The following is a 22,807-nucleotide window of genomic DNA, read 5'->3' as shown; positions in this document are numbered from 1 at the left end:
GCGAATGGCCCGAAGGCCCGCTGGGCGCACCGAAGTAGTCATGTCTCTCCGCACTCAGGGCTGAGCCCCGCCCTCCGCGCGTGCGTGACGAACCCGGCGGTGCCGCCGGCACGGCCGGCACGGCCGCACCAACACCGGGGATCAGGCGGCGACGAGCTCCTGCTCACGGTCCGGCGTTTTGACCTGGGGCTTCCTGTTCGGCAGCGAGAGCCGGAAGACCTTGTGCCAGGCGGAGAACACCTGCTTGGGCAGCGGGCCGGTGACGTACTCCAGCTCGTACTTCTCGAACAGCGCGCGCACCTTCACCGCGACCTCGGCGTACCGGTTGCTCGGCAGGTCCGGGAACAGGTGGTGCTCGATCTGGTGCGACAGGTTGCCGGTCATGAAGTGCATGGCCCTGCTGCCGCTGATGTTCGCCGAGCCCATCATCTGGCGCAGGTACCACTGGCCGCGCGTCTCGCCCTTGATCGACCGGCGCTCGAAGACCTGCACGCCCTCGGGGAAGTGCCCGCACATGATCACCGAGTGGGTCCAGATGTTGCGGACCAGGTTCGCGGTGAACGTGGCGCCGAGCGTGCTGAGGAACGACGGGCCCGACAGCAGCGGGTGGATCACGTAGTCCTTGAGCACCTGCTTGCGGATCTTGCGGCCCACGGCCTTGGCCCGCGCCCGGAACTCCGGGTTCTTGCGGCGGCGCTTGTTCAGGTTCTTGCCGAGCTCCAGGTCGTACGCTGCGATGCCGTACTCGAAGAAGCAGGCGTTGATGAAGTTCCACAGCGGCTGGCCGAGGTGGAAGGGGTGCCACCTCTGGTCCTCGTCGACGCGCATGATGCCGTAGCCGAGGTCGTTGTCCTTGCCGATCACGTTGGTGTACGTGTGGTGCAGTTCGTTGTGCGAGTGCTTCCACTGGTCGGCCGGCGAGACGTGATCCCACTCCCAGGTGGTGGAGTGGATCTTCGGGTCCCGCATCCAGTCCCACTGGCCGTGCAGGATGTTGTGGCCGATCTCCATGTTGTCCATGATCTTCGCCACGGACAGACCGGCGGTGCCGAGCAGCCACGCGGGCGGGAAGAACGAGAACAGCAGCACGCCCCTGCTGACCAGCTCGAGCTTGCGCTGCGCCGAGATGACCTTGCGGATGTAGGCGGCGTCCTTCTCCCCGCGGTCGGCGATCACCTCGTCACGGATCGCGTCCAGTTCGCGGCCGAGCTCCTCGATCTGCTCCGTGGTCAGGTGGGCGGTGGGGTCGATGGCGGTCAAGGTGCTCCTACCGTTCGATGTCGCAGGGGCCCGCCGCGGCGGACACGCAGGTCTGGATGAGGACGCCCGGCTCGGCCTCGGTGATCTCGCCGGTGCGCAGGTCGCGGACGGCTCCCGCCTTGAGCGGCGTGACGCAGCCGAAGCAGATGCCCATACGGCACCCGGAGGGCATGAGCACACCGGCCTCCTCGCCGATGTCCAGCAACGGCGTGGCGCCGTCCGCGTCGACGGTCTTGCCGGTGGCGCTGAACGTGACCTCGCCGCCGTCACCGGTGACGACGACGCCGGGGCGGAAGCGTTCGGTGTGCAGGCGCTCCTGGACGCCGTGCCCGGCCCAGTGCTCTTCGGCGGCGTCGAGCAGGCCCGCGGGCCCGCAGGCCCAGGTCTCGCGCTCGGCCCAGTCGGGCACGAGTTCGCCGAGGCGGGCGATGTCGAGCGTGCCGTCCGTGTCGGTGTGCACCTCGGTGAGCCGCAGCTTCTTGTCCGCGACCAGGTCGTGCAGTTCGCTGCGGAAGATCACGTCCTGCGGCCGTGGCGCGCAGTGGACCATGACGACGTCGTCGAACTCGGTGTCGCGCAGCATGCCCATCACGGGCGTGATGCCGCTGCCGGCCGTCAGGTAGAGCACCTTGGCGGGCTTGGTCTGCGGCAGCACGAAGTCCCCGGTCGGCTGGTCGAGCTGGATCAGCGTGCCCGGTTTCGCCCTGCGGACCAGGTGGTTGCTGACCTTGCCGTCCGGGATCGCCTTCACGGTGATCGTGACGCGGCCGTCCGGGCGGTTCGTCGGCGAGGTGATGGAGTAGGCACGCCACAGGCGCACCCCGTCGACATCGACCCCGATCCGCACGTACTGACCGGCTGTGTGGCCGCGCCAGCCTCGTCCCGGCCTGATCACGACAGTCGCGGCGTCACCCGTCTCGGGGTGCACGGCCTCGATGCGCCCCCGCAGGTCGGCGCCCGCACGCAGCGGGCTGACCAGGTCGAGGTAGTCCGACGGCAGCAGCGGCGTCGTGACCATCTCCAGCAGTTTCCACGCCCTGCTGCGGAGGGCTGCACTCGTCATGACTCCAGCTTGCTGCGCCCCGAGGCGTAAAGTCCTGACCGCAGGACGTAAATCTGATCGACTGAATTGTTCGCAGGGAACAAAACGTGAACCATGCAATCCGGAAGGCCGGCGAACTGGCCCTGGACGAGACGACGGTCACCGCACTTCGGGCCGCGCTGAAGACCACCGCCGACGAGGTCGTCCAGGCGATCATCGACGAGGTCCCTCCCTACGCCAACGCCCTCGCGGGCCGCATGGGCGCAACGATGCGCCGAGCCGTCCGTACCGCCCTGGGGCACTACCTGGACCTCGCGAGCGGGAACGCCACAGGCGGCGACGCCGGTGACGCAGCCTACGAGCTGGGCCGCGGCGAGGTGCGCGACGGCCGTTCGATGGACGCCCTGCTCAGCGCCTACCGCGTCGGCGCCCGCGTGGCCTGGCGATGTCTGGCAGCGGGTGCCGTACCCGCAGGTCTGCCCGCCACTGAGGTCGCCAAGTTCGCCGAGCTGACCTTCGCCTACATCGACGAGCTCTCCGCCGCGAGCGCCGCGGGCCACGCCGACGAACTGGCCGCCCGGGGCAGGGCCCACGAGCGCCACCTGGAACACCTGGCCCGCGACCTCCTCGCCGGCGCGAGCCCGGACGTGCTGCGGGCCTCTGCCCAACGGGCCGGGTGGCAGCCTCCGGTTTCCCTGACCGTGGTCCTGCTGCCCGCCGCCCAGGCCCGGCCGGCCTACCGCACACTCGACCCGAGCACCCTCGTCCTCGACGATCTGCCGGACGCCACCGGTGTGCTGCTCGTCCCCGATGCCGACCGATCACATCTCGTGCGGCAGCTGACCGACCGCACCGCCGTGGTCGGCCCGGCCCGGCCATGGACTCGTGCGTCCGCCTCGTACGCACGAGCCGTACGCGCGCGCTCCCTCACCTCTGACATTCGCGACACCGAGGACCACCTGCCCGAGCTGGTGCTGAGCGCCGACGTGGACGCGTTCGCGGACCTGCGTGCCCGAGCCCTCGCACCGTTGCGGACCTTGCCCGTCGCGACCTCACGGCGGCTGGAGGAGACGTTGCGGGCATGGCTGCTGCACCAGGGCAGGCGGGAGGAGGTGGCGGCGGCGTTGTTCGTCCATCCCCAGACGGTCCGGTACCGGATGTCGCAGCTGCGGGGGCTGTTTCCGGACCTCGCATCGCCACACCGGGTCCTTGAACTGACGCTGGCGGTCGGTCTTCGGGTCAGCTGACGCGTACTGCCTGGTGCTCGGTGCGTCAGCCGGCTCATGCGGCCCGCGGAAGAGCGGTATCAGCGGGCTGAGACCGGGGGTTGTGCCTCCCTTCCGACAGTCAGCCGGACGACCGACCGGGCCGGCCCGGCCCACGCGCGGGGGATGATGGGGAGGTGACAACGGACGTGAGGTCAGGAGCTTCCATGGCGAAGCGGGTTCACCGACCCCGTGAGGACGCGGAGTTCGGTTTCATCCTCGGGATGAGCGCAGTTCCGGTCCTCGCGTACTTCACCGGGACATGGCCCAAGGCAGTCGAGCCCTGCCGGGTGATGGACCTCGTCGTTAGTGGCATCGCCGACGACTACGCGGGCCGCCTGACGGCCGTCCGCGCCGACATCACGCGTTGTCCGGCCGCAACCGAGCGCTACGGGATCACCGGAGCCCCGTCCTGCGTCCTGCTGAAGGAGGGGGAGGCGGTGGCGCACGGCACGGGGCCCATGACCATCGCCGAGGTACGGGAGTTCCTGGACGGCCACCTCTGAGCACGGGCCGGGTGAACAGGACGCGGCCGGGTCGACCTCGGTTTTCCAGCGGAATGATCATGGTATTGTCCCCCGACTTGATCACCCTTGTGGCTGATCGGCGAAGTGCACAGGGGGAACATGAAGCGAAGATTCACGGCGTTGGCCATGTCGCACATGCTCAGCCGACGCATTGCACCCGTCCTGATCCTGGTCCAGCTCGCGTACGTCGCATTGCTCGAAGCCATGTTCGCTCTCGCACCCGACACCGCAGAGCTGGACCACACCGACCCTTCGAGCTCGGGCGGGATCCTGTATGCCGCGGTCGGCGTCGCCGTGGTCCTCACATGGGCCGGCGGAGCCGCACTCCTGGGACTGGACGAAGCGCGGACAAGCACACCCCGTGCCGTGAGTATCGTCTGGCTCGCGGTCCTCGCCCTGGGAGAAGTCGCCGTCGCCGTCGCTTTCCTGGCCAAGACCGCGGGGGAGGCCTTCAGGCCGGACGCGCTGAAGGTCATCGCCGCCACGGCGACGTGCATGAGCATCGCTCTGGCATGCGCCACTGAGCTGCGCACACTCGTTCGTCCCTCCTCTGCCGGCGCCGGCATCTGACGCGGGGGCATGAGCGCACGGAGACCCCCGGCCATGGGACTTGTCGGAGGATTCCTCGCGACAAGCGACAGGCAGCAGCCGATGAGCCCGGTGCAGCCCCCCGAGGGCGATCCCGGCAGGCGCCGCTCCCCCCGTGGAACGCGCTGTCCGCGACGCCCTTGCCGAAGGCTGACGACCGCCCCCCGGTCCTGCCCTGGCCGGCCCCGGGCAGGGGTCGGAGGACGGACATCTCGAAGCGCTGCCGCATCTCTGAAACGGCGTCATGACCGGATGCCGCCGGATGCAGGTGCCGCGCCTCGCCCGCGCGTGCGCCGCGGCGGCGGCCGTGAGCGAACCGTCACCGCCCGCTGCCCGGGGTTCTGGGAGTTGGCAAGGCCGGCCGGCAGGGCGGCGCCGGTGCGTCACACGTCATCGGTCAGCCAACCAGTCCGTCTCTTCGACGGAGCCGTCCGGAACGATCCATCCCCACCGTCCCTCCCCATGCCCAGCGCACCGCCCACTGGCCACGTGGGACACGGTCCAGGAGGCAGTCACTACGCTTCGGGTCATGGGCATACTGCACGACTACTTCCGGGCACCGGGCGCCAGTGCCGCGATCGAAGTCGCCGTCGGTCCAGGCGGGGACATCGATGAGCATTCCGGGACCTTGCTCGACGATCACGGCATCGATTGGTTCGACGCCAAGGGCCTTGATCCGTACATCGTGCTGGGGCAGCTCATTGCCCTCGTCAAGGACATCCCCTTCGCCCCCGGTGCCACCGCACCCGCGCTTGTATGGCCGGACGAGAGGGTGTGGCCGCATGGAGAGGTGAGGCCGGGACGGACGTCTCCCTGGGAGAGCGGCTTGTTCCTTCAGCGGCTGCCCGACGAGTGGGTCGCGACGCTCGCCGGCATCCAGGACGCACAGCTGCCACCGCTCGCCCGTCGATGGGCCGACATCCCCGAAGCCAACTTCGCCGACGTCCATGACGTCCAAGCCGCGATCGTCGAGTTCCGCGCCCTGGCCCGCCGAGCGCGTGATCACGGACACGGCGTGTACTGCAGGACCTTCATATAGTCCACCGACAGCACGCGAACCGGGCCGGCGATCAGTACACGCACCGCTGCGGTACTAAGACCGTGCCAGGAACGGGTCGATCGCCGCCCAGGTTGCGTCCGGGGCTTCGAGGTGCGGGAGGTGCCCGGCTTCCGGGATCTCGACGAACTGTGCGCCTGGCACCGCCTGTGCGACAGCACGCCCGTACGCCGGCGTGACGATCCGGTCGCTCTCGCCCCACACCACGAGCGTGGGGACGTTCACCGCGCCGAGCCGGCCGAGCAACGTCGGGTCGCTCATGCCCGTGCCGGCGATGGCGGCCATCGTGCGTCCGTTCGCCTGCTGGATCGCGCGCTGCGCATCGGTGCAGCCGGCCGGGTCGACGTACCCGCGCTCCGGGTCGTGCCAGGCCGCCTCGGCGAGTCCGCGGGCGTCGAGGGCGAAGAAGTCCGCGACGGGCTCGCCCTCCACGACCGCACCGACGCCGTCGATATCGACCACGGACCCGATCAGTCCTGCGTACCGTTCGTCATCGGCCGCCTGCACCGCCATCTCGAGTGCGATCCACCCGCCGATCGAGGACCCGATCAGTACGACGTCTCGTTCTCCGTGCTCGAGCAGGCGGGCGAGGTAGCCGGCCGCGAGCTGCGCGACCGAGGTGATGGAGTCGAGGCGCGCTGTGCCCTCCCAGCCGGGATGTGTCGGCACGAACGCGTGCATGGTGGCCGCCAAGTGCCCCGCTATGGGCGCGACGGTCCGGGGCCCGCCGCCGCCGTGCAGCACGAGTGCGGTGCGTGACTCGGGGGCGCCGGCCTGAACGACGGGAAGGTCCGCGGGAAGGGAGATGTCCATGATGGCCTCCAGTAAATCAACATGTTTATATACTGATGTTGATACAGTAGCACCATGGCAACCGACCTAGAAGTCCTCGGGCAGGCGATCAAGCGTGCGCAGTACCGGAACCACCGCACGATGGATGCCGCGCTGCGCGAGATCGGGGTCAGCCTGGTCCAGTGGGATGCCCTGCGCGCCATCGAGCGAATGCCGGGGGCCTCCGGGCATGAACTCGCCGTCGCGACGTTCCAGAGCGACCAGGCGTTCGGCACCCTCGCGAGCCGCCTTGTGGATCGTGGGTTCATCGCCCGGTCCACAGGCCGCGGGCGACGCCTGGAGCACGTTCTCACCGAGGCGGGGCATACCGCACTCGCGGAGGGGCGACAGTTGTCGACCGGCGTGCTGCAGGACCTGTTCGCCCCTCTCGACGAGGCGCAACGCGGGGAATTGCTGCGATCGCTGCGGAAACTCACCGAGGACACGTGATCGGACATCACGCGGCTCAGTCACCCCGGGGCGCCACCTCGAGAAACGGGGGAGGGTGCAGCAAGGACGGTGGCCTGACCAGGGCAGACGCCCGGACGGTCCGCACCCTCGTCCCGACCCCGGCCAAGGCGGCGAACTCACCCTCGCCCAGCTGCACGCCGCCCTCAGGCGCAGCGGCCGCACCCCTGCCTTCGACACCGGGACCACACGCCTGCGGGACATCTTCCGCTCCGGTACGCCCGGCAACTCCCGGCCGTCCAGGACGCCTTCGGCCACCAGCTCCTGGCCCTGCTGCAGATCCAGGCCCGGCAAGGTTTCTACTGGCTGGAGCCTGCCCGGCCCAGGGCCTCAGGCGGCGAACGGGTTGGTGTGGCCGGGCAACTGCTGCCCCGGGCGCAGGAACCGCTGGGCGCCGTGTTCGTCGCGCACCGTGAGGAACCCGGCGTCCGTCAGCCGCTGTGCGATCCTCTCGCGGCGGATCGAGCCCACCTTGAACGCCACGGTGAAGAGCAGCGCGACCGTCCCGCCTGAGGCGACCGCTTCGACCGGCGAGCTGTCGATGAGCATGAGGACGGTCAGGACCGCACAGGCGAGGTAGCCCAGCGCCTTCTGCTTCCGGTCGGCGACGTACTGGGCCATGACGTCGAAGGTGACGAGGTCCTTCAGCACGGCCACGGCACCGACCGCTTCGGGGAGCGGCTTCAGCGAGCCCTGCTCCAGCCCCGGCACTGTCCCGCCGTTGCCCGCCTGTGGATGGGCGGTGATGGTGGCCGCCTCGCGGACGCGCGCGTCGGGCCGCGGGTCCCGGTACATCCGGACCTGGATGAGGGAGTTCTTGAACCCGGTCCTGTACGCCGTGCCGTACGTGTAGCCGTACTGCTCCGCCACGTGCGCCAGGGCGGCCGCCTTCAGCGTGGAGCCCTGGGGGGCGATCTCAACGACGGCCTGCTGACGGGCGATCTGCCGGAGCATCCCCGCTATGTGACGTTCTACGGACATCATGTTCCCCGCCCCCTGGGACCCTGCGCCTGGGACCGACCGGCGCACGGCCTGGTACTCCCGCAGCGTTTCGCTTTCCGGCCCGGTCAGAAGGGCCGTGGGGAGTGTAGTGGGTTGGCGCGGGTGCCAGTGGAAGTCCTTCGCCGAGTGCCCTTCCAGGACGACCTGGTGCGGACCTACCGAGGGAACCGGCTTGGGCGCCCAGAATCCGCTTGCCGCTCAGGCGCGGGCGGCTCCGGCCGTAGGCGAAGCCGTAGTTCCATACCCGGTCGATCCGGCCCTTGAGGATGGCGGGCAGTCCGAACCACCAGACGGGGAAGACCAACACGATGACGTCGGCACGGTCGATGCGCCGCGTGTGGGACCGTACCTTCACCCCAGGACGACCATCACCGCCAACGCACCCACCAGCGAGTCGATCCGGTCCAGAAGTCCTCCGGCTCCCGCCAGCCACCTACCCGAATCCTTGACCCCGGCACCGCGCTTGACGAGGGACTCCAGCAGGTCGCCCGCCGGTCCGCCCACGGCCACCGCAACCGCCGCCTGCCAGCTCCACGCCGAAAGCAGCGCGAGTACGGCGAGGCCCGCTGCCGCGCCGCACCCTGTGCCACTCCACCGCTTGGCCGGGGACAATCGAGACAGCCGGGGCCCGCCCAGCCGCTGGCCGGCGAAGTACGCGACCACGTCGGCGATCGACACCGCGGCGAAGAGCGCCAGGCCGAGTGCCCCCAGCGGCGCCAAGGCGGCCAGCACACCAAGCCAGAGCAGGCCGAGCAGACCGGTGCCGAGCCGTCGGAGTCCGTCGTCCGCGTCGCCACTCGTCAGCTGTACGGCGACCAGTACCAGCGCCCCGGCGCCGATGACCCGGCCCACCTGGTCCGGTGTCCACGCGACGGCCACGATCAGCCCTGTCACGGCCGCCACCAGCACCGCCCGATCAGCGCGGGGGAGTCCGGCCAGTGCCCCGAACTCCAGTACCGCGACCACCGCGACGACTCCGGCAAGCAGGGCGACACCGGGCCGCCCCCACCAGAATGCGGCAGTCACCACCGGCACACCCACCGCCCACGCGCACCACCGTACGACCAACTCCCGCCGCCGTGACGCCCCCACTGCCGCACCGCTGACCAGCAGGGCACCGCCCAGCCATGGTGCCAGCGCGGCCACCGAGGTCACCGTGCCGCCCCGATGGTGGACAACGTGCCCACCCTCGTGCGCAGTGCGTCGAGGGCGGCTCGGTAGGCGTCCACGATGCGCGCGTTCTCGCCGGTGTCGCGGACCGCGACGCGCACGGTGCGGCCCTCGTACGCCGACGACAGCGGTGACAGGTCCCGCAGGTACACACCGTGGGGCCGGCACTCCGCGACCAGGGCCGCGGCGCTCGGTCCGCCCGGCGGCAGAGTGAGCGTAACGAAGTTGGCCACCGACTCCTCGACCGTGACGGAGGCGTCCACGGCGGCCAGGTGTGCGGCGAGCCGTGCGCGCAGCTCGTGCGTGCGCTGGAGCCGGCCCGCGTAGTAGGCCGGATCGCGCAGCGCCGCCACCGCCGCGAGCTGGGCCGGCAGGCTCACCGCCCACGGCGGCGTCCACCGTCGCAGCTCCGCCGCCGTGCCCGGCTCGGCCACCAGGTAGGCGGCCCGCACACCGGACAGGGCGTACGTCTTCGACATCGAGGTGCAGACCACCACGCGCGGATCCCGCGCGGCGAACGAGGCGAGTGACTCGGCGGGACCGACGTATCCGAGGTATGCCTCGTCGATCCACCAACGGGTCCTGGCGGGCGCCGCAGCGATCACCGCGGCCAGCTCGGCGGCCGGTGCGTGGCGGCCGGTGGGGTTGTTCGGGTTGACCACGACCACGAGGTCGTACGAGCCATCCGCGACGACCGCCGCCAACCTCACCGGATCGATGCGCCAGCCGTCCTCGCGGCGCAGCCGCAACCGGTCCACGCGGCAGCCGATCACCCGCTCCGTGACATGGGCGTACTCGCCGTATCCGGGGTCCATCAGCAGGACCCGGCTCGACGGCGTGAGCCACCGCCCGAAGGCCCGGAAGATCAGGTCGGAGGAGCCGGAGCCGGCAGTGAGCGTTTCCGCAGGCAGGCCGCGCACCGCGGCGAGCTCCGCCAGCAAGCCCTCCGCACCGGTCGGGGGAGAGGTGCGGGCGATCCACCCGGCGTCCTCGGTGAGTACGGCGTGCGCCCCGGGGGCCGGGGGGAACCACGCGTCGAGCACATCGGCCGTGATCACCTCGTGACGCCGCTCAAGCGTGCGGAAGTCCGCGCCGATCGCGGTGAACGAGGCACCACCGTGCTCGCAGCCGTCGGGCCCGGACGCGAAGGGAGCGTCCAGCCGCCAGTCCACGCAGACCGCCAGCCGCGTGAGGGTCGCCGCATGCTGTCCCGCCGCACACCGGGACAGCTCCGTCACCTCCGCGGTCAGCACCTCGAAGTCGACCGCCCCGCTGCGCACGGTACGGCCGACTGGGCGCAGGCCCGCCGCCCGGTACATGTCGACGAGGTCGGAACGGCCCATCGCCACCACCCGCCGCCCGCCCCGGGACGCGATCCAGCGCAGCGCCGCGTACATCAACAAGGCCCCGGCTGCGCCTGTCCGGGCCTGCGGCTCGACGGTGAGCAGCCGTACCTCGAAGACGTCGGCCTCGTCCAGGAGCGGAAGCTCGGCCCGGGTCAGGTACTTGTCCAGCCCGTACCGTCCCGCCCACGGCGGCGTCACGCTCACGAACCCGACACGGTCCGCACCCCGAGCCGCGACCAGGTAGACGTTGTCACCGTCCAACCCGTCGACCAGCCGCCCCTCGCTGTTGGGCGCGTGCTGGCCGAGCTCCTCCGCGTAGACGCGGTGCCGGAGTTCATGGATCCACGTCATGTCGCCGGCATCGGCGGAGCGCAGGGTGAGCGGACGGCTCATCGAAACCTCTTCGTACCGGGGGCAAAGGCGGTTCAGTGTGACGGCGACCGGTCTCCGAGGTGCAGGGCAGGACAGCTCGGACGGTTTGAGTACGCGTACTCAGGCGCTCACGCCCGACACGGTCTGCCGCCCTGAAGCGCCGCCTCCCGCCTCGGTGACCGGGGCACGCGACGAAGGGCCCGAACAGGATCGACTACGCGCAAGAAGCCTGCGGAGACCGCTTCCTGACGCCGCGTCGGAGGGACGGCGGAAGGCCCCGAAAGCGCGCTGGCGCTTTCGGGGCCTGACAGGCAGTCAATGGAGTGCGGCGCCCGGGCAGGCGCCTGACTGGGACGGGGGGATCACCAGCCGACGTTGGGGGTGACGGGCACCGTCCAGAGCTCGTCGTTGGTGTGCTGGGGTTCCTCCAGGCTCAGCGCGTTCCAGGTACCGCCGTCACCGAGGGGGGTGGTCTGCCTCAGGACGGTGGAGATGTCGTCCCGGGGGTGGATGGAGACCGTCCCGTGCGGCGCCGGGTAGGGCTCCGACCGCAGCTGGAACTGCTGGTTCGTGGCGTTCGGGCTGCACGGGGCCAGGGTGACGACCTGTGGGCCGTACCGGTCCCAGTCGCCGCCGGCCGCCGGCTTCGGGCTGCGGGTCCAGCAGGTCCCCTTGGTGGTGCTGCGGATGCTGTAGTACCTGCCGTGCTCGCGCGGAGTGAAGGTCCAGCTCCGGTCGGACGAGGCAGACCAGTTCGCATCGGTGAACGCGGCAAGTACCTGACCGTAGTTGCCGTAGGTGCCGATGTGCCGGCCAGAGCCGGCGTTGCGGATTTCTCCGGTGCCCCCTGACACCTCAGCTGGCGCGGACGTCGCGGTGCCCAGCACGCCGCCCAGCGCGGCACAGACCGCAGCAGCAGTGACAGCCGCGCGGCGCCACCACCGGCGGCTCGGGCAGGCGGCAGCCCTGCCGGCGGCCACGGTCATGGACCTGCGTACACGCATGATGTGCTCCTCCGGAGAGAACGAATAGGACGCCCGCAACCTGTCCCGCTCCACCCTCATGACACGCCTCGACGCCTCAACCATCCGATCGGGCGATCACTTTCCCGTCACGCATGCGGGCCAGTCGGTTGAGTGTCCGTCCTGGTCGGTAACGCTGCTGGGCGCGCGTGCTCGAAGCGACGGGACAAGGGGGCGTGAAACGGGTTTCGCGGAACCGGGAGACCGTTGCGGCTGAACCGCCACCAGGACGGGGAGTCCTTTGTTCCCGCCGGTGCTCTTGCTGCCGTGAGGACTGCCGGCGGTGGGGGCGAGAAGACATGCAGCTGTCGGCCGTGTCGGCCTGATGATGTCTCAATTCATCACTGACCACCATTTGTAGTATTGCCGCTACTGACGGTCACCGAAATGCTGGTCGCGACGTCGCGGGTCGCGCCGCACCAGTGCTGCCGTCGGCCCCGCCCCGTCCCTCCACCTACCGGAAAGGCAGGATGACGCCGACCATGCAGACTCCAGTCCGCCTCGCGGCAAGCATCGCACTCACCACCGCCGCCATGCTGACGGCAGCCGCCCCCGCCTCCGCCGACGCCTCGATCCTCCGAGGTCAGGGCCGCGACGCATGCACCCGCAACTACGTCTGCCTCTACGACAACTGGGACTACAACGCCCCCACGAACGCCCGCCTCCTGCGAACCACCGAGGACAACACCCACCTCGACGACTACAACTTCAACGACGTCACCAGCTCCGTCGTCAACAACAGCCGCTTCCTCGTCCGGATCTATCCCGATTACGACTTCAAGGGAGTGCCCGTGACACTCCTGCCCGGCGAGTCCATCAGCTTCAACCGGGGCAACGGCTTCAACGACGTGGCCTCCTCCGTCCAGTTCCTCCCGTACACCATCGGATAACGCAGCCTGCTCCTCCCCAGGTGTCGCACGCCGGGCGGAGCCGCCACGCCCGGCCGCCGACGGTGCGGCGGCCGGGCCAGGAGTCGCCGGCCGGGCTCGATGATCACTACCGTCCAGTCCCATGACGACGATCACAACACGCACGGTCGAGTACCCGGCGGACGGTTTGACGATGATCGGGCACCTCGCGCTCCCGGCCGGTGTCGACCGCCGGCCCGCGGTGCTGCTCGGACCGGAGGGCATGGGACTCAGCGACGTCGAGCGCCGCCGGGCCGATGCTCTCGCCGAGCTGGGATACGTAGCGCTGGCCTTCGACCTTCACGGCGGGCGCTATCTGGGCGACCCCGAGGAGATGCTGGCCCGTTGCATGCCGCTGCTCGCCGACCCCGACCGGATGCGGGGCATCGGCCATGCGGCACTCGAGGTGTTGCGCGCCGAACCGCGGACCGACCCCGACCGGATCGCCGCCGTCGGCTACGGCACCGGGGGCGCCGTCGCGCTGGAACTCGGGCGCGACGGCGTCAACCTGCGCGCGATCGGGACAGTCAACGCAACCACCACGGGCCGACCGGGCGAGGCAGCGCGCATTTGCTGCCCGGTGTGGGCCGGGGTCGGGTCGGAAGACCCGATCATGCCGCCCGCGCAACGGGACGCGTTCACCACCGAGATGCAGGCCGCGGGCGTCGACTGGCGCATCACGGTCTACGGCGGCGCCCTGCACGCCTTCCACCACCCGCCGGTCGACCACCCCACGGTCCCCGGTGTCGGCCACCACCCACAGCACGCGCAGCGAGCCTGGCGCGACGTCCTCGACCTGCTCGCCGAGTGCCTGCTCGTAACGGAGTGATCGCCTTCGTCGACATGCCTGCGCGTTCTTCGCCGGACAACGGGCAAGCCGAACCCGGTCCATGACGCATGCTTCCTGGGAATGCGCGCTGCGGTTCTCGGCTCAGAGAAGCGCGGGCGCGGCACCGGCGGCCCGGGCGAGGCGGTGACGCCCCGGCGGCCGGTGTGGGCCGTCGGGGCGTCGGGGCCGCGAGGAAGGCCGTTCTCGCGGCCTGGTCGCCGCTGAAGGTGCGGCTCAGCCGCCGAAGGTGACGACCAGGCGGCCGTCCGAGGCGTACGACCAGTGCAGGGCTCCGGCGTACGACGAGCAGCGGGAGCCGTTCGTGCCGGACCAGAACTGGTTGGTGCCGTCGGCGGTGCCGATGATCCGGTCGTTGGTGCCACTGCCGCTGCGGCAGGAGGTGTTGTTGGTGAACACCGAGGTACCGGCGTCGAAGTTGAAGTTGCGCTGGGCGTTGTCGATGCTGATGTTGTCCGACACCTTCATGGAGCCGGGGTTGCTGTTGTAGGTGAAGCCGTGCTTGCCGTTGTGGTAGGCGATGCTGCGCCGGACGATGTGGTTGACGCCGATGTCCTCGCCGCCGAGCTTGTAACCGTTTCGGTCACCGTTCCCGGCCTGGGAGCCGTCGCTGAGGGTGCCGTTGTCGTAGGCGAGCGAGTCCTCGATGGTCACCGGGCCGATCGGGCCGGTGTCGGTCTTGGTGTAGAGGTCCCAGCCGTCGTCGATGTTGTTGTGGGAGACGGCGTACCGGAAGACGTTCCCGGGACCGGTGGTGAGCTTGGCGGCGAAGCCGTCGGCGTCCTCACCGTCGGAGTCGGCGTTGTCGTGCGACTCCGCGCTCAGGATGAGGTTGTTCGACGGCCACTGGCTGCTGGGGGTGCTGGACAGCATCCGTGAGAGCTGGAGGCCGGTGTCGCGGTTGAAGCGCGTCACCGTGCGCTCGAAGATGTTGTTGCTGCCGCCGACGAAGATCCCGTTGTCCCCGGCGCGCTCGACGACGATTCCCTTGACGTGCCAGTACGACCCGTTGACGGCGAGGCCGCGGTTGGCGGGGTCCTCGGCCTGGGCCGAGAAGTTCAGGACCGGCGTTTCACCGGGGTAGGCGAGGAGTTCGGTGCGGTCGGCGGCGGTGCCGTTGTTGCCCGCCGGGATGGTGACCGTCTGCGCGTGGTTGTACGTCCCGCCGCGCAGGTAGATGGTGCCGCCGGAGGTGATGCGGCTGATCGCGGAGGTGAGCGTGGTGGGCGCCGCCTGGGTGCCGGCCGCGCCGTCGGTGCCGTTCGGCGCCACGTAGAGAGCGGTCGCCGAGGGCGGCGGGGTGGTGGTGCCGCCCACTTCCGCGTCGAGATGGTCGATGTTGGGCAGCCCGGCGGCGGCGGTGGGGCTGAGCCGGACGGTGTTGCCGCCCGAACTGACCGGTACCGACAGCGTCTTCGTCGACCAGGTGCCCCAGGCGCCCGTGCTCTCGAAGGACACGGAAGTGACCGAGGCGCCGTTCACCGTGAGGGTCGCGGGGCGGGCTGCGGTGCTCCCGTTGGCGAAGCGGATGCTCAGTGTCGCCGTCCCGGCGGTGGAGGCGTTCACGGTGAACTGGGCGTAGGCGCCGACCGCGTTGGTGGCGTTGCAGAATCCGCTGCCGGAGTAGCCGGCCCAGTCGGAGTCGATGGTGCCGGTGCAGACGGCCGGGGAACTCTCGGCCTCGTAGCGGGTGGACGCTGCCTGCGCCGCCGTGTTGCCGGACAACGCGACGAGTGTGCCGGCCAGCAGGCCGACGCACGCGATGACGGGTCTCCGTTGCATCGTTCTCTCTCCAGGTGGTTGCGGCTCGTCCGACGGGGGGTTCGCTGACCCCTTTTCTCTGCGGCGGGCCCGGTGCGACCATACGGCTGGTTCGACGACGTGAACATGGCAGACGACTGGGCGGCACGCGCAGATGACCAAAGCGCTTGTGTTTTGGAAGGTAAGCGCTTGCCATGGCCGCGTCAACGGTCGTGCATGTGGTTGTTGTTCAGTGACATGAACGCTTAGGATCCGAGATTCCGATACGGAATTGGGCAGACCGGCTCGCTCGGTGGTCAGTCGGATCCTCGCCGATGATCGCTCTGGTGCACACCTCGAGGCGGTCGGCAGGGCCCTCTCGGCCGCCACCTGCCTGGACGCCCTGTGCTGTGTCTGGTCCGCCACGTGAAGCGCGCCGCCTGATGGCAGCCGCACCGTTGACGCGCGTAGTACTTGGGCTCAGGCTGGGGCCGAACGGCCGTCACGAGAGCGGTGGCCGCACCGACGACCCGGAGGTCTGGATGTTCAGACGGTTCGCACGCCTCCTCGCTGTGATTGTCATGCTCGCGTCAGGAGTGATGGTCGGCGTGGGCGCCACCGCGGGCACCGCACACGCCGACGAGTGCTACTCCTGGAGTCGCACCCTTTCCCAGGGCGCCTCCGGCAGCGACGTCACCCAGTTGCAGATCCGGGTCGCGGGCTGGGTGACGTCCGGGGAGCGCCTCTCCTACGACGGCCAGTACGGCGCCCGCACGGCCGCCGCCGTGCGCACGTTCCAGTCCGCGTACGGCCTCGCCGCCGACGGGGTCGCGGGGCCGGCGACCTTCAGCAAGCTCTACGCGCTGCAGGACGCGGACTGCACGCCGATCCACTTCTCCTACGCCGAACTCAACCGCTGCAACTCCGACTGGTCGGGCGGTGCCGTCCCCGCGGTTACCGCCAAGGCGAACGCGCTGAAGACCATGTGGAAACTGGAGGCGATGCGTCACGCGCTCGGGGACGTCCCGCTCACCGTCTCCAGTGGCTTCCGCTCCTACGCCTGCAACAGCGCCGTCGGCGGCTCGTCCACCAGCCGCCACCTGTACGGCGACGCCGCCGATCTGACCGGCTCACTCACCCTCTGCCGCCTCGCCCAGCAGGCCCGCACGCACGGCTTCTCGGAGATCCTCGGTCCGGGCTACCCCGATCACAACGACCACACCCATGTCGCACTCGACCCTTCCCCGTACTGGTCCGCCCCTGCCTGCGGCATCTGAGCCGCGTCGTCGGTGCCGGCGGACGCAGTGCCCGTGAACGAGGCTTCTCGGGACAACCGCGCGCCGCCGGCGGCCATACAACCCCCCGCGGTGCCCTGCCGATCACCGGCGCTCACACACCGCGCTGTCCACGTCCGGCCGGGCAGCACCACCACCGGCACGACATGCCGGTCCCGTCGAACGCACCACCGCCCGCCCGGGTTCGGAGCACTACAGCGGGTCTGGGAGGATGACCGGCGACCGTCCGTAGCGGGTCCCCGTATTGCTGCACGGGTCCGGGAACCCGCGGGCGGCGCGAGAACGAGCGGGTACGGGCAGCGGCCCGGCGGGCGGGAGAGCGAAGCGGTGCGGCACATGCCGGAGTACCCGGAGTACCTCGCCGCGGTCGTGTTCGCCGCGGGTGGCCTCGTCAACGCTCTGCTGGCACCGCACCGGTTCTCCACCGCCGTCCTGTTCTGCCTGGCGGTGACCTCTGCCGGACTCGGCGTGGCCGCTCGCAGTGCGGCAGCCCACCCGTCCGTCGCCACCGTCCTCGCCGTCGCTGCCCTGCTCCTGGCGCTCGCGCTGGGCCTGCTGCTGCTGGCCGACGGCGTCCTCCTGGTCCGGCGCTACGGACCGCAGGCAGCCCTGCTGGCAACGGGGGGCGCCGGCTGCGCGGTGCTGGCGGTGCTCGGCCTCGACGCGGCCTTCCACGCGGTCGGCGGCGAGGCGTTCGGTGCCTTCGTGGTCGCGGTCAACGCGGCCGCGGGACACCTCACTCTGCTCTTCCTCGTTTTCGCCGGCTACGTGTTCCTCCGGGGCCGCAGCACCCCCCTGCCGGGAACCACCCATGTCGTCGTCCTGGGCGCCGGGCTCGACGGCGACCGGCCCGGCCCGCTGCTGACCCGCAGGCTGGAGCGCGCCCTCGCGATCGACGCCGCCCGCACACCGGACACGCCTCGTGTGGTGTTCGTCGTCTCGGGCGGCCAAGGCGACGACGAGGTCCGCTCCGAGGCCGACGCGATGGCCGACTATCTGCGCGGACGCGGAGTGCCCGCCGACCGGATCGCGCGGGAAGACCGCTCCGTCAACACCGGGCAGAACCTCCGCTTCAGCGCGGCCCTCGTGGACGGCACCACTCCCGGCCACCGTGCCACGGTGGTCACCAGCGGCTTCCACGTCTACCGCACGACCCTGCTGGCCCGCCGCGTCGGCGTACCCGTGCACGTCGTGGGCGCGCCGACCTCGCCCGCCTACTGGCTGGCCGCGACACTGCGCGAATTCGCCGCCGTCCTGTGGCTGGACCGCCTCCCCCTGATCGGACTCAGCCTGCTGCTGGCAGTGCCGGTGGCGACGGCGGTCTTCGAGCACTGAAGCGCCGGCCGCACACCTTGCAAGAGGTCCTCACAAACGCCGGGGGAGGACCACGTTGCAGGACTCGAAGGTCGGACTGCTCGGGAAGAGCACGTAACCGCCGCCGGCCGCGAGCTCCTCCTCGGTCGCCGGGCCGGTGCCCAGGCAGGCAGAGCAGGACCACAAGCGGAACAGGTCTTACCAATCTCCCAAACGTCTCAAATTGGCCTCCACCACACCTTGGGAACCATCCCCCACGTCTGCTAGCTTCCCCGTTCGATTCCGAACTGCCTTGACACGACGGCAGCTTCGAGACGACAGGCATGTCTTCGGACATGGCTTCAGACATGGGAGGCCCCATGAACGGAAGCGCCGCCGTGCCCCTCGGCGCAGCCTTACTCCTTCTCCTCGGCACCGCCGTGCCCGCCGCCGCGGGAACCCCCGGCGACGGCACGGCCACCGACGGGGCGACGCTCTACCGCGACAACACGGTCGACGTCTCCTACCGCCAGGTCGCCCCCGGCGACGCGGCGTGGAGCCAGGTCCCGGCCGCCCTCCGCGGCAGAGCGACGGAGGCCTCGTACGTCGCCCGGCTCCAGCTCGAGAACGTCTCCGATCACCCCGTCTCCAAATGGTCGCTGACCTTCGAGCTCTCCGACCGCATCACGGACACCTCCGCCGCGAAGCTCGCCGCCCCCCAGGACGCGCGCACGACGCTCCAGGGCGTCGGCCCCACGAACACCCTCCAGCCGGGCAGGACCGAGACCGTCTGGTACCGCGCCGAGCCCGGCGCCCAGGCCGATACCCCGACCTGGGCGTCCTTCGCCAAGCACGGCATCTCGCCGACGGAGGACACCGACGGCGACCGCCTCCCCGACGACCTGGAGGTCCGCGCCGAGCTCGACCCCAAGTCCGAGGACACCGACGGCGACGGCCTCTCCGACTTCGCCGAGCTCGGCTACCGTTTCAGCACCCCGCTCAAGGCGGACACCGACGGCGACGGCACCAAGGACGGCGCCGAGGACCCCGACAAGGACGGTCTCACCGCCGCCCGCGAGCTGAAGCTCCGCACCAGTCCCACCCGCGCCGACACCGACCAGGACGGCCTCGCGGACGCCCGCGAGCTGAAGCTCCGCACGGAGCCCACGAAGGCCGACACCGACGGCGACGGCGTCCAGGACGGCGAGGAGACGAGGCTCAACGCCTCCCCCCGCGCTAAGAACTCCGCCTTCGACGTGACCCGCCGCGCGGACGGCGGCGCCACCGCCGCCGAGGCCACCCTCACCGGCCTGCGCGCCAAGCAGGTCGGCGGCTTCCAGGTCACCAGGCTCCCTGCCGAGCAACGGGAGTTCCCCGAGTCCACTCCGGGCTACCTCGGCAACGGCTTCCAGGTCTCCGCCCCCGCGGACCGCGCCGCAAGGCTCAACTTCCGCCTCGACCCCGACCGTACGGAGGGCACCGCACCGGCCCTCTACCGCTACGACGAGAAGGCCCGCCACCTCGTCAAGCAGCCGGGCCAGCAGCGCAGCGGCAGCACGATCACGGCCGCCACGGCCGACGGCTCCGCCAAGTACGTCGTCCTCGACAGCCACGCCTTCGACAAGGCGGGCCCCAAGGCCCCTGGCAAGCGAATCCTCTCCGACGACCCCGGCGACGGCGGAGACCCGGGTGACCCGGGCGACCCGCCCCCGACCGACATGCTGATCCACCAGTCGTCCTTCCTCGAGGGCCACCGCAAGGCCCCCGACCCCCAGCACCCGCCCGTCCCGGCCGACCCGCGCGTCGCCGACGACCTCACCTTCAACGACTACGACTTCGGCGAACTCACCGACCTCGGCTCGGAGTTCTGGGTCGCCCGCATCACGCCCGAGTCCTGGATGTGGGCCGAATTCAACGACATCATGAACTTCGGCAAGCTCGGCACCGACGCCGACTACGCCCAGTCCGTCGACGACCTCCGCAACGCCTTCCGCTACGGCCGCGGCGGCCAGAGCGCGGGCACGGTCACCGTCGACGACAACTTCGACCCCGGCCGCTACCTCTACCGCGGCTCCGGCACGGCCCTCTCCCGCGCCGTCGGCGCCTCACCGCAGGAGAAGACGTACACCGACAAGGCCGGCCAGATCATCAAGCAGTCCCTCATCGACAACAAGGGCCGCACCGATCAGCTCAAGGTCCAGGAGGACCTCTCCACGAACTTCCTCTTCCAGGAGTTCCTCCGCCAGGACGTGAAGTACCCGGTGTACGACTTCTCGCTCTGGGACGCCAACCAGCGCGCCCTCTCCATCGCGATCCACCAGTTCCACGGCCACACGATCGCGCTGAAGGACTACAAGGTCGAGAACAACTCCTTCTCCGGCAAGCTCGTCTTCCACTCCTACGACCACTTCGGTCTCGACCCGGACGACGAGATCACGGAGTACGGCTTCATCGACTGGTTTACGCTCCAGCACTATGACCGGTTCGACGGGAAGTACCCCCCGCCGATCGCGCAGGCGGACATCGAGATCCCCATCAGCGGCACGTTCTGACCTCGCCGCCCCGATGCCCCGCAGGCGCTCGCCGGGCCGGGTCCTGGTCGTCACGCTGCTCGTCGTGACGGCCGGATACCTGGCCTGGCGGGTCGCCGTCCTCGCGGGCCTTGAGGCCCACTTCGGCAGCGGCTTCGACGAGCAGCGCTTCAACCGGCTGCAGCAGGAGTACGACCGCCGCGAGGACGCCTTCGCCCGGGCCGACGCCCGGATGCGGAAGCTGGTCGCGGAACACCCCCGCGCCGAACGCATCGACTGGAGCCGGTACCGGACCTGCGTCCGCGAGCCCGGCCGCCCCTCCGACACGTGCACGACGACGCCCCCGCGCGACCAGAAGGTGTACGACGCCCTCTGGGGCGTCAGCGTGATCCTCCACCAGCGCAAGGACGAGGGCCGCACGTTCTACCGCTTCTACCACGAGGACCCTCCGCGCTACACGATCATGCGCGCCCCCGAGGACACCGCGGAGGAGGCCGAGGAGTACGCGGACGCCCACGGCTTCCGCTCCACCCGCCCCCTTGGGCCCGGCTGGACGATCCTCGGCCCCATCGACGACATCAGCCGCGAGGAGAAGCAGTTCCCGTAGGAGGGCTCGCGGAACGCCATGCCGGAAAGCAGCAGGCACGAGAGGAGACCCCCACCCCCGCGAACCGGGTGCTCGACGCCTGTCAGGTTGCGGCAAGAACATCCGCGACGAAGACCAGCGTTGAGTGAGCCGGGATGCCCGTTTGCTCTTGGTCGCCGTAGCCGGAGCTGGGCGGCATGACGATCAGAAGCCTGCTGCCGACCTTCGTCCCCACGACTGCGCGGTCGAGCCTCTTGACGGGGTTGCCCCGTCCTATGACGAGGGCGCGGGTCCATCGTTCCAGGAAGCGCCCAGGCCCGGATCCGGATCCGTATACGGGCTCTGCGGCCGCTCGGCCGCCGCCGTGGCTCAGGAGTAGGTCATCGGGCAGCCGTACCGCAGGGAGTACTGCGCGGCGCGCAGGTAGAGCGCCACGTAGAAGGCCGCGTCCCGGTCCTCGGCCCACGGTCCCGGTCGCACCCGGGCGGTCCGCTCCGCCCCGCCCCCCAGGAACCACAGGGTCAGTGCGAGGTTCTCGCCCGCCGGTACGGCGTCCACGGGCAGTGTGACGGCGCCGGCCAGCCGCTCGGCCAGGGCGAGCACCCGCGGGGCTCCGGCGACCGCTGTCTCCTCGCCGGAGTACGCGGTGCCGATGGGGAGCACGAGCCTTTTGCCTCTCAGAGTTTGAAGACACCGCGCCAGGTCCAACCGGCGCCGAGGACCGCATCCTGTAGGGGGTCGGTCATCTCCCGCGTGTCGAAACGGAACACCTCCGTCCGTCGCCGCTTGCCGTCAGGACCCTGCTCGTGCCCCCACTGCTTGAACACCGCGGGCGCGTGACCAAGCCCGTACTGCTTGTCGGCGTTGGTGTGGGTACGGTTCTCCCACCGTTCGTGGAGGACACGTACCTCATACTTGTCCGGTACCAGGCGCATGCGGGACTTCAGCCTCACGCCCACCCGCCGGATCTCGCACTCGGCCACTAGGTCGGCCTTTTCGGCGGGGGAGGCGTTGCGCACGCGGTACGGCACGTCCGGCCCGTTGAGCCCGAGTAGCGTGGCCCGGACCGCCGAGGGTGGCAGCGGCGCGACACTGCTGCCGGGCCGCCTGGTGCCGGTCAGTCTGTCCCACATCCCCATCGTTACGCCCCCGCCTCGGTGTCCGGCCGCACGGTGCGGACGAAGTACTGGAAGTCTCCCAGTACAGCGTCGTGCTGGGCTGCGGTGGCGGTGAGGACCAACCGGATCACTGCGCGCTTTTCCGGGTCCTCGACATCCGACAGAAACAGATACACCTGCGATTGGACGAGATCGCGACGCACGCCGTCAATGACGACGGTGAAGGTCAGCCGCTGGGTCAGTGCGGGCGCGTCGGCGGACTGCACCTCGCCGTCGATGGTGAGGTCGAAGCTCGCGGGGTCTGGGGCCCCTGGGTAGTTCGCCGGGGCGGGCAAGGGTGGTGACGAGCCGGTACAGCGTGGCCTGGGACGGCGCGGGCACGGTGCCGGGGCCGTGCCGGTCCTGAAGGCCTGTGTGCGGCGTGGGCGCGGCTTCTCGTCCTTGCTTGCGGGTGTGATTCCGAGGACCTGTTCGCACATCCACTGCTGCACCGTGGTGAGCTGGTCCCATCCGAGCCTCACCGACTGCACCCATCGCCC

Annotated in this window: 23 protein-coding genes and 2 pseudogenes; 12 read left to right on the top strand and 13 right to left on the bottom strand. The window is 70.3% G+C overall.

The window, feature by feature from the left end; all coding sequences use genetic code 11:
* Nucleotides 1-141: 141 nt before the first annotated feature.
* Nucleotides 142-1,260, bottom strand: coding sequence for a fatty acid desaturase family protein (locus ACFYP4_RS28970; protein ID WP_388789347.1), 1,119 nt, complete (start codon nt 1,258-1,260; stop codon nt 142-144).
* A 7-nt stretch (nt 1,261-1,267) separates the two neighbouring features.
* The gene (locus ACFYP4_RS28965; RefSeq protein ID WP_358850523.1) at nt 1,268-2,323 is read right to left on the bottom strand and encodes a ferredoxin reductase; all 1,056 of its coding nucleotides are present in this window, start codon (nt 2,321-2,323) and stop codon (nt 1,268-1,270) included.
* 86 nt (nt 2,324-2,409) lie between these two features.
* Between ACFYP4_RS28965 and ACFYP4_RS28960 the strand changes: the two genes are divergently transcribed.
* The 4 genes from ACFYP4_RS28960 (at nt 2,410) to ACFYP4_RS28945 (ending at nt 5,721) form a co-directional block, all read left to right on the top strand.
* A complete protein-coding gene (locus ACFYP4_RS28960) occupies nt 2,410-3,549 on the top strand; it encodes a helix-turn-helix domain-containing protein (protein ID WP_358850522.1) in 1,140 nt (379 codons plus the stop codon).
* Between the two features lie 185 nt (nt 3,550-3,734).
* Nucleotides 3,735-4,073: a thioredoxin domain-containing protein gene (locus tag ACFYP4_RS28955; protein ID WP_358850521.1), complete on the top strand. Its 339-nt coding sequence runs from the start codon at nt 3,735-3,737 to the stop codon at nt 4,071-4,073.
* Nucleotides 4,074-4,193: 120 nt separating this feature from the next.
* Nucleotides 4,194-4,664, top strand: a complete 471-nt coding sequence (locus ACFYP4_RS28950; RefSeq protein WP_358850520.1) for a hypothetical protein — start codon at nt 4,194-4,196, stop codon at nt 4,662-4,664.
* Nucleotides 4,665-5,211: 547 nt separating this feature from the next.
* Nucleotides 5,212-5,721, top strand: a complete 510-nt coding sequence (locus ACFYP4_RS28945; RefSeq protein ID WP_358850519.1) for a hypothetical protein — start codon at nt 5,212-5,214, stop codon at nt 5,719-5,721.
* Nucleotides 5,722-5,775: 54 nt separating this feature from the next.
* Here the strand turns inward: ACFYP4_RS28945 and ACFYP4_RS28940 are convergent, their stop codons facing one another.
* Nucleotides 5,776-6,552 (bottom strand): alpha/beta fold hydrolase, encoded by a 777-nt coding sequence (locus ACFYP4_RS28940; RefSeq protein ID WP_388789342.1) that lies wholly within the window; start codon nt 6,550-6,552, stop codon nt 5,776-5,778.
* A gap of 54 nt (nt 6,553-6,606) precedes the next feature.
* Between ACFYP4_RS28940 and ACFYP4_RS28935 the strand changes: the two genes are divergently transcribed.
* Together ACFYP4_RS28935 and ACFYP4_RS28930 are read left to right on the top strand one after the other, a co-directional pair.
* A complete protein-coding gene (locus ACFYP4_RS28935) occupies nt 6,607-7,020 on the top strand; it encodes a MarR family winged helix-turn-helix transcriptional regulator (RefSeq protein WP_358850517.1) in 414 nt (137 codons plus the stop codon).
* Between the two features lie 59 nt (nt 7,021-7,079).
* Nucleotides 7,080-7,317, top strand: a pseudogene (locus tag ACFYP4_RS28930) (IS110 family transposase); the annotation flags it as partial.
* A 51-nt stretch (nt 7,318-7,368) separates the two neighbouring features.
* Here ACFYP4_RS28930 and ACFYP4_RS28925 read toward each other — a convergent pair.
* The 5 genes and pseudogenes from ACFYP4_RS28925 to ACFYP4_RS28905 form a co-directional block, all read right to left on the bottom strand.
* Complete coding sequence (locus ACFYP4_RS28925; RefSeq protein WP_388789339.1) at nt 7,369-7,992, bottom strand: hypothetical protein; 624 nt, start codon at nt 7,990-7,992, stop codon at nt 7,369-7,371.
* A gap of 190 nt (nt 7,993-8,182) precedes the next feature.
* Nucleotides 8,183-8,392, bottom strand: a pseudogene (locus ACFYP4_RS28920) (NAD(P)H-dependent oxidoreductase); the annotation flags it as partial.
* Nucleotides 8,392-9,195, bottom strand: a complete 804-nt coding sequence (locus ACFYP4_RS28915) for a phosphatidate cytidylyltransferase (RefSeq protein ID WP_358850515.1) — start codon at nt 9,193-9,195, stop codon at nt 8,392-8,394. The gene ACFYP4_RS28915 and the pseudogene ACFYP4_RS28920, both read right to left, overlap by 1 nt.
* On the bottom strand, nt 9,192-10,949 hold the full coding sequence (locus ACFYP4_RS28910; protein ID WP_388789336.1) for an aminotransferase class I/II-fold pyridoxal phosphate-dependent enzyme: 1,758 nt from the start codon (nt 10,947-10,949) through the stop codon (nt 9,192-9,194). The genes ACFYP4_RS28915 and ACFYP4_RS28910 overlap by 4 nt, the downstream gene beginning before the upstream one ends.
* A 341-nt stretch (nt 10,950-11,290) precedes the next feature.
* Nucleotides 11,291-11,932, bottom strand: a complete 642-nt coding sequence (locus ACFYP4_RS28905; RefSeq protein ID WP_388789333.1) for an RICIN domain-containing protein — start codon at nt 11,930-11,932, stop codon at nt 11,291-11,293.
* Nucleotides 11,933-12,432: 500 nt separating this feature from the next.
* Here ACFYP4_RS28905 and ACFYP4_RS28900 point away from each other — a divergent pair, with 500 nt between their 5' ends.
* Together ACFYP4_RS28900 and ACFYP4_RS28895 are read left to right on the top strand one after the other, a co-directional pair.
* The gene (locus tag ACFYP4_RS28900; RefSeq protein WP_358850512.1) at nt 12,433-12,840 is read left to right on the top strand and encodes a peptidase inhibitor family I36 protein; all 408 of its coding nucleotides are present in this window, start codon (nt 12,433-12,435) and stop codon (nt 12,838-12,840) included.
* 121 nt (nt 12,841-12,961) lie between these two features.
* On the top strand, nt 12,962-13,687 hold the full coding sequence (locus ACFYP4_RS28895; RefSeq protein WP_388789329.1) for a dienelactone hydrolase family protein: 726 nt from the start codon (nt 12,962-12,964) through the stop codon (nt 13,685-13,687).
* 234 nt (nt 13,688-13,921) lie between these two features.
* Here the strand turns inward: ACFYP4_RS28895 and ACFYP4_RS28890 are convergent, their stop codons facing one another.
* Nucleotides 13,922-15,487, bottom strand: coding sequence for a carbohydrate-binding protein (locus ACFYP4_RS28890; RefSeq protein WP_388789326.1), 1,566 nt, complete (start codon nt 15,485-15,487; stop codon nt 13,922-13,924).
* Nucleotides 15,488-15,987: 500 nt separating this feature from the next.
* Here ACFYP4_RS28890 and ACFYP4_RS28885 point away from each other — a divergent pair, with 500 nt between their 5' ends.
* The 4 genes from ACFYP4_RS28885 to ACFYP4_RS28870 all read left to right on the top strand — a co-directional run bounded on the left by ACFYP4_RS28885 (nt 15,988) and on the right by ACFYP4_RS28870 (nt 21,171).
* Complete coding sequence (locus ACFYP4_RS28885; protein WP_388789323.1) at nt 15,988-16,722, top strand: D-Ala-D-Ala carboxypeptidase family metallohydrolase; 735 nt, start codon at nt 15,988-15,990, stop codon at nt 16,720-16,722.
* Between the two features lie 354 nt (nt 16,723-17,076).
* On the top strand, nt 17,077-18,075 hold the full coding sequence (locus ACFYP4_RS28880; RefSeq protein ID WP_388789320.1) for a YdcF family protein: 999 nt from the start codon (nt 17,077-17,079) through the stop codon (nt 18,073-18,075).
* A 338-nt stretch (nt 18,076-18,413) separates the two neighbouring features.
* The gene (locus tag ACFYP4_RS28875; RefSeq protein ID WP_388789317.1) at nt 18,414-20,585 is read left to right on the top strand and encodes a DUF3289 family protein; all 2,172 of its coding nucleotides are present in this window, start codon (nt 18,414-18,416) and stop codon (nt 20,583-20,585) included.
* A gap of 13 nt (nt 20,586-20,598) precedes the next feature.
* A complete protein-coding gene (locus ACFYP4_RS28870) occupies nt 20,599-21,171 on the top strand; it encodes a hypothetical protein (protein ID WP_388789315.1) in 573 nt (190 codons plus the stop codon).
* An 82-nt stretch (nt 21,172-21,253) separates the two neighbouring features.
* On the opposite strand, the gene ACFYP4_RS28865 is transcribed toward ACFYP4_RS28870, so the two are convergent.
* The 4 genes from ACFYP4_RS28865 to ACFYP4_RS28850 are packed head-to-tail and all read right to left on the bottom strand — an operon-like array spanning nt 21,254 to nt 22,534.
* The gene (locus ACFYP4_RS28865) at nt 21,254-21,616 is read right to left on the bottom strand and encodes an FKBP-type peptidyl-prolyl cis-trans isomerase (RefSeq protein WP_388789312.1); all 363 of its coding nucleotides are present in this window, start codon (nt 21,614-21,616) and stop codon (nt 21,254-21,256) included.
* Nucleotides 21,520-21,813 (bottom strand): hypothetical protein, encoded by a 294-nt coding sequence (locus ACFYP4_RS28860; RefSeq protein ID WP_388789309.1) that lies wholly within the window; start codon nt 21,811-21,813, stop codon nt 21,520-21,522. Before ACFYP4_RS28860 ends, ACFYP4_RS28865 begins: the two co-directional genes overlap by 97 nt.
* 14 nt (nt 21,814-21,827) lie before the next feature.
* Nucleotides 21,828-22,283 (bottom strand): hypothetical protein, encoded by a 456-nt coding sequence (locus ACFYP4_RS28855; protein WP_388789307.1) that lies wholly within the window; start codon nt 22,281-22,283, stop codon nt 21,828-21,830.
* A gap of 8 nt (nt 22,284-22,291) precedes the next feature.
* A complete protein-coding gene (locus tag ACFYP4_RS28850) occupies nt 22,292-22,534 on the bottom strand; it encodes a hypothetical protein (RefSeq protein ID WP_388789304.1) in 243 nt (80 codons plus the stop codon).
* Between the last annotated feature and the right edge of the window lie 273 nt (nt 22,535-22,807).

Source organism: Streptomyces sp. NPDC005551 (genome assembly GCF_042871785.1).
GTDB lineage: Bacteria > Actinomycetota > Actinomycetes > Streptomycetales > Streptomycetaceae > Streptomyces.
This window is presented reverse-complemented; position numbering and strand designations above follow the sequence as displayed.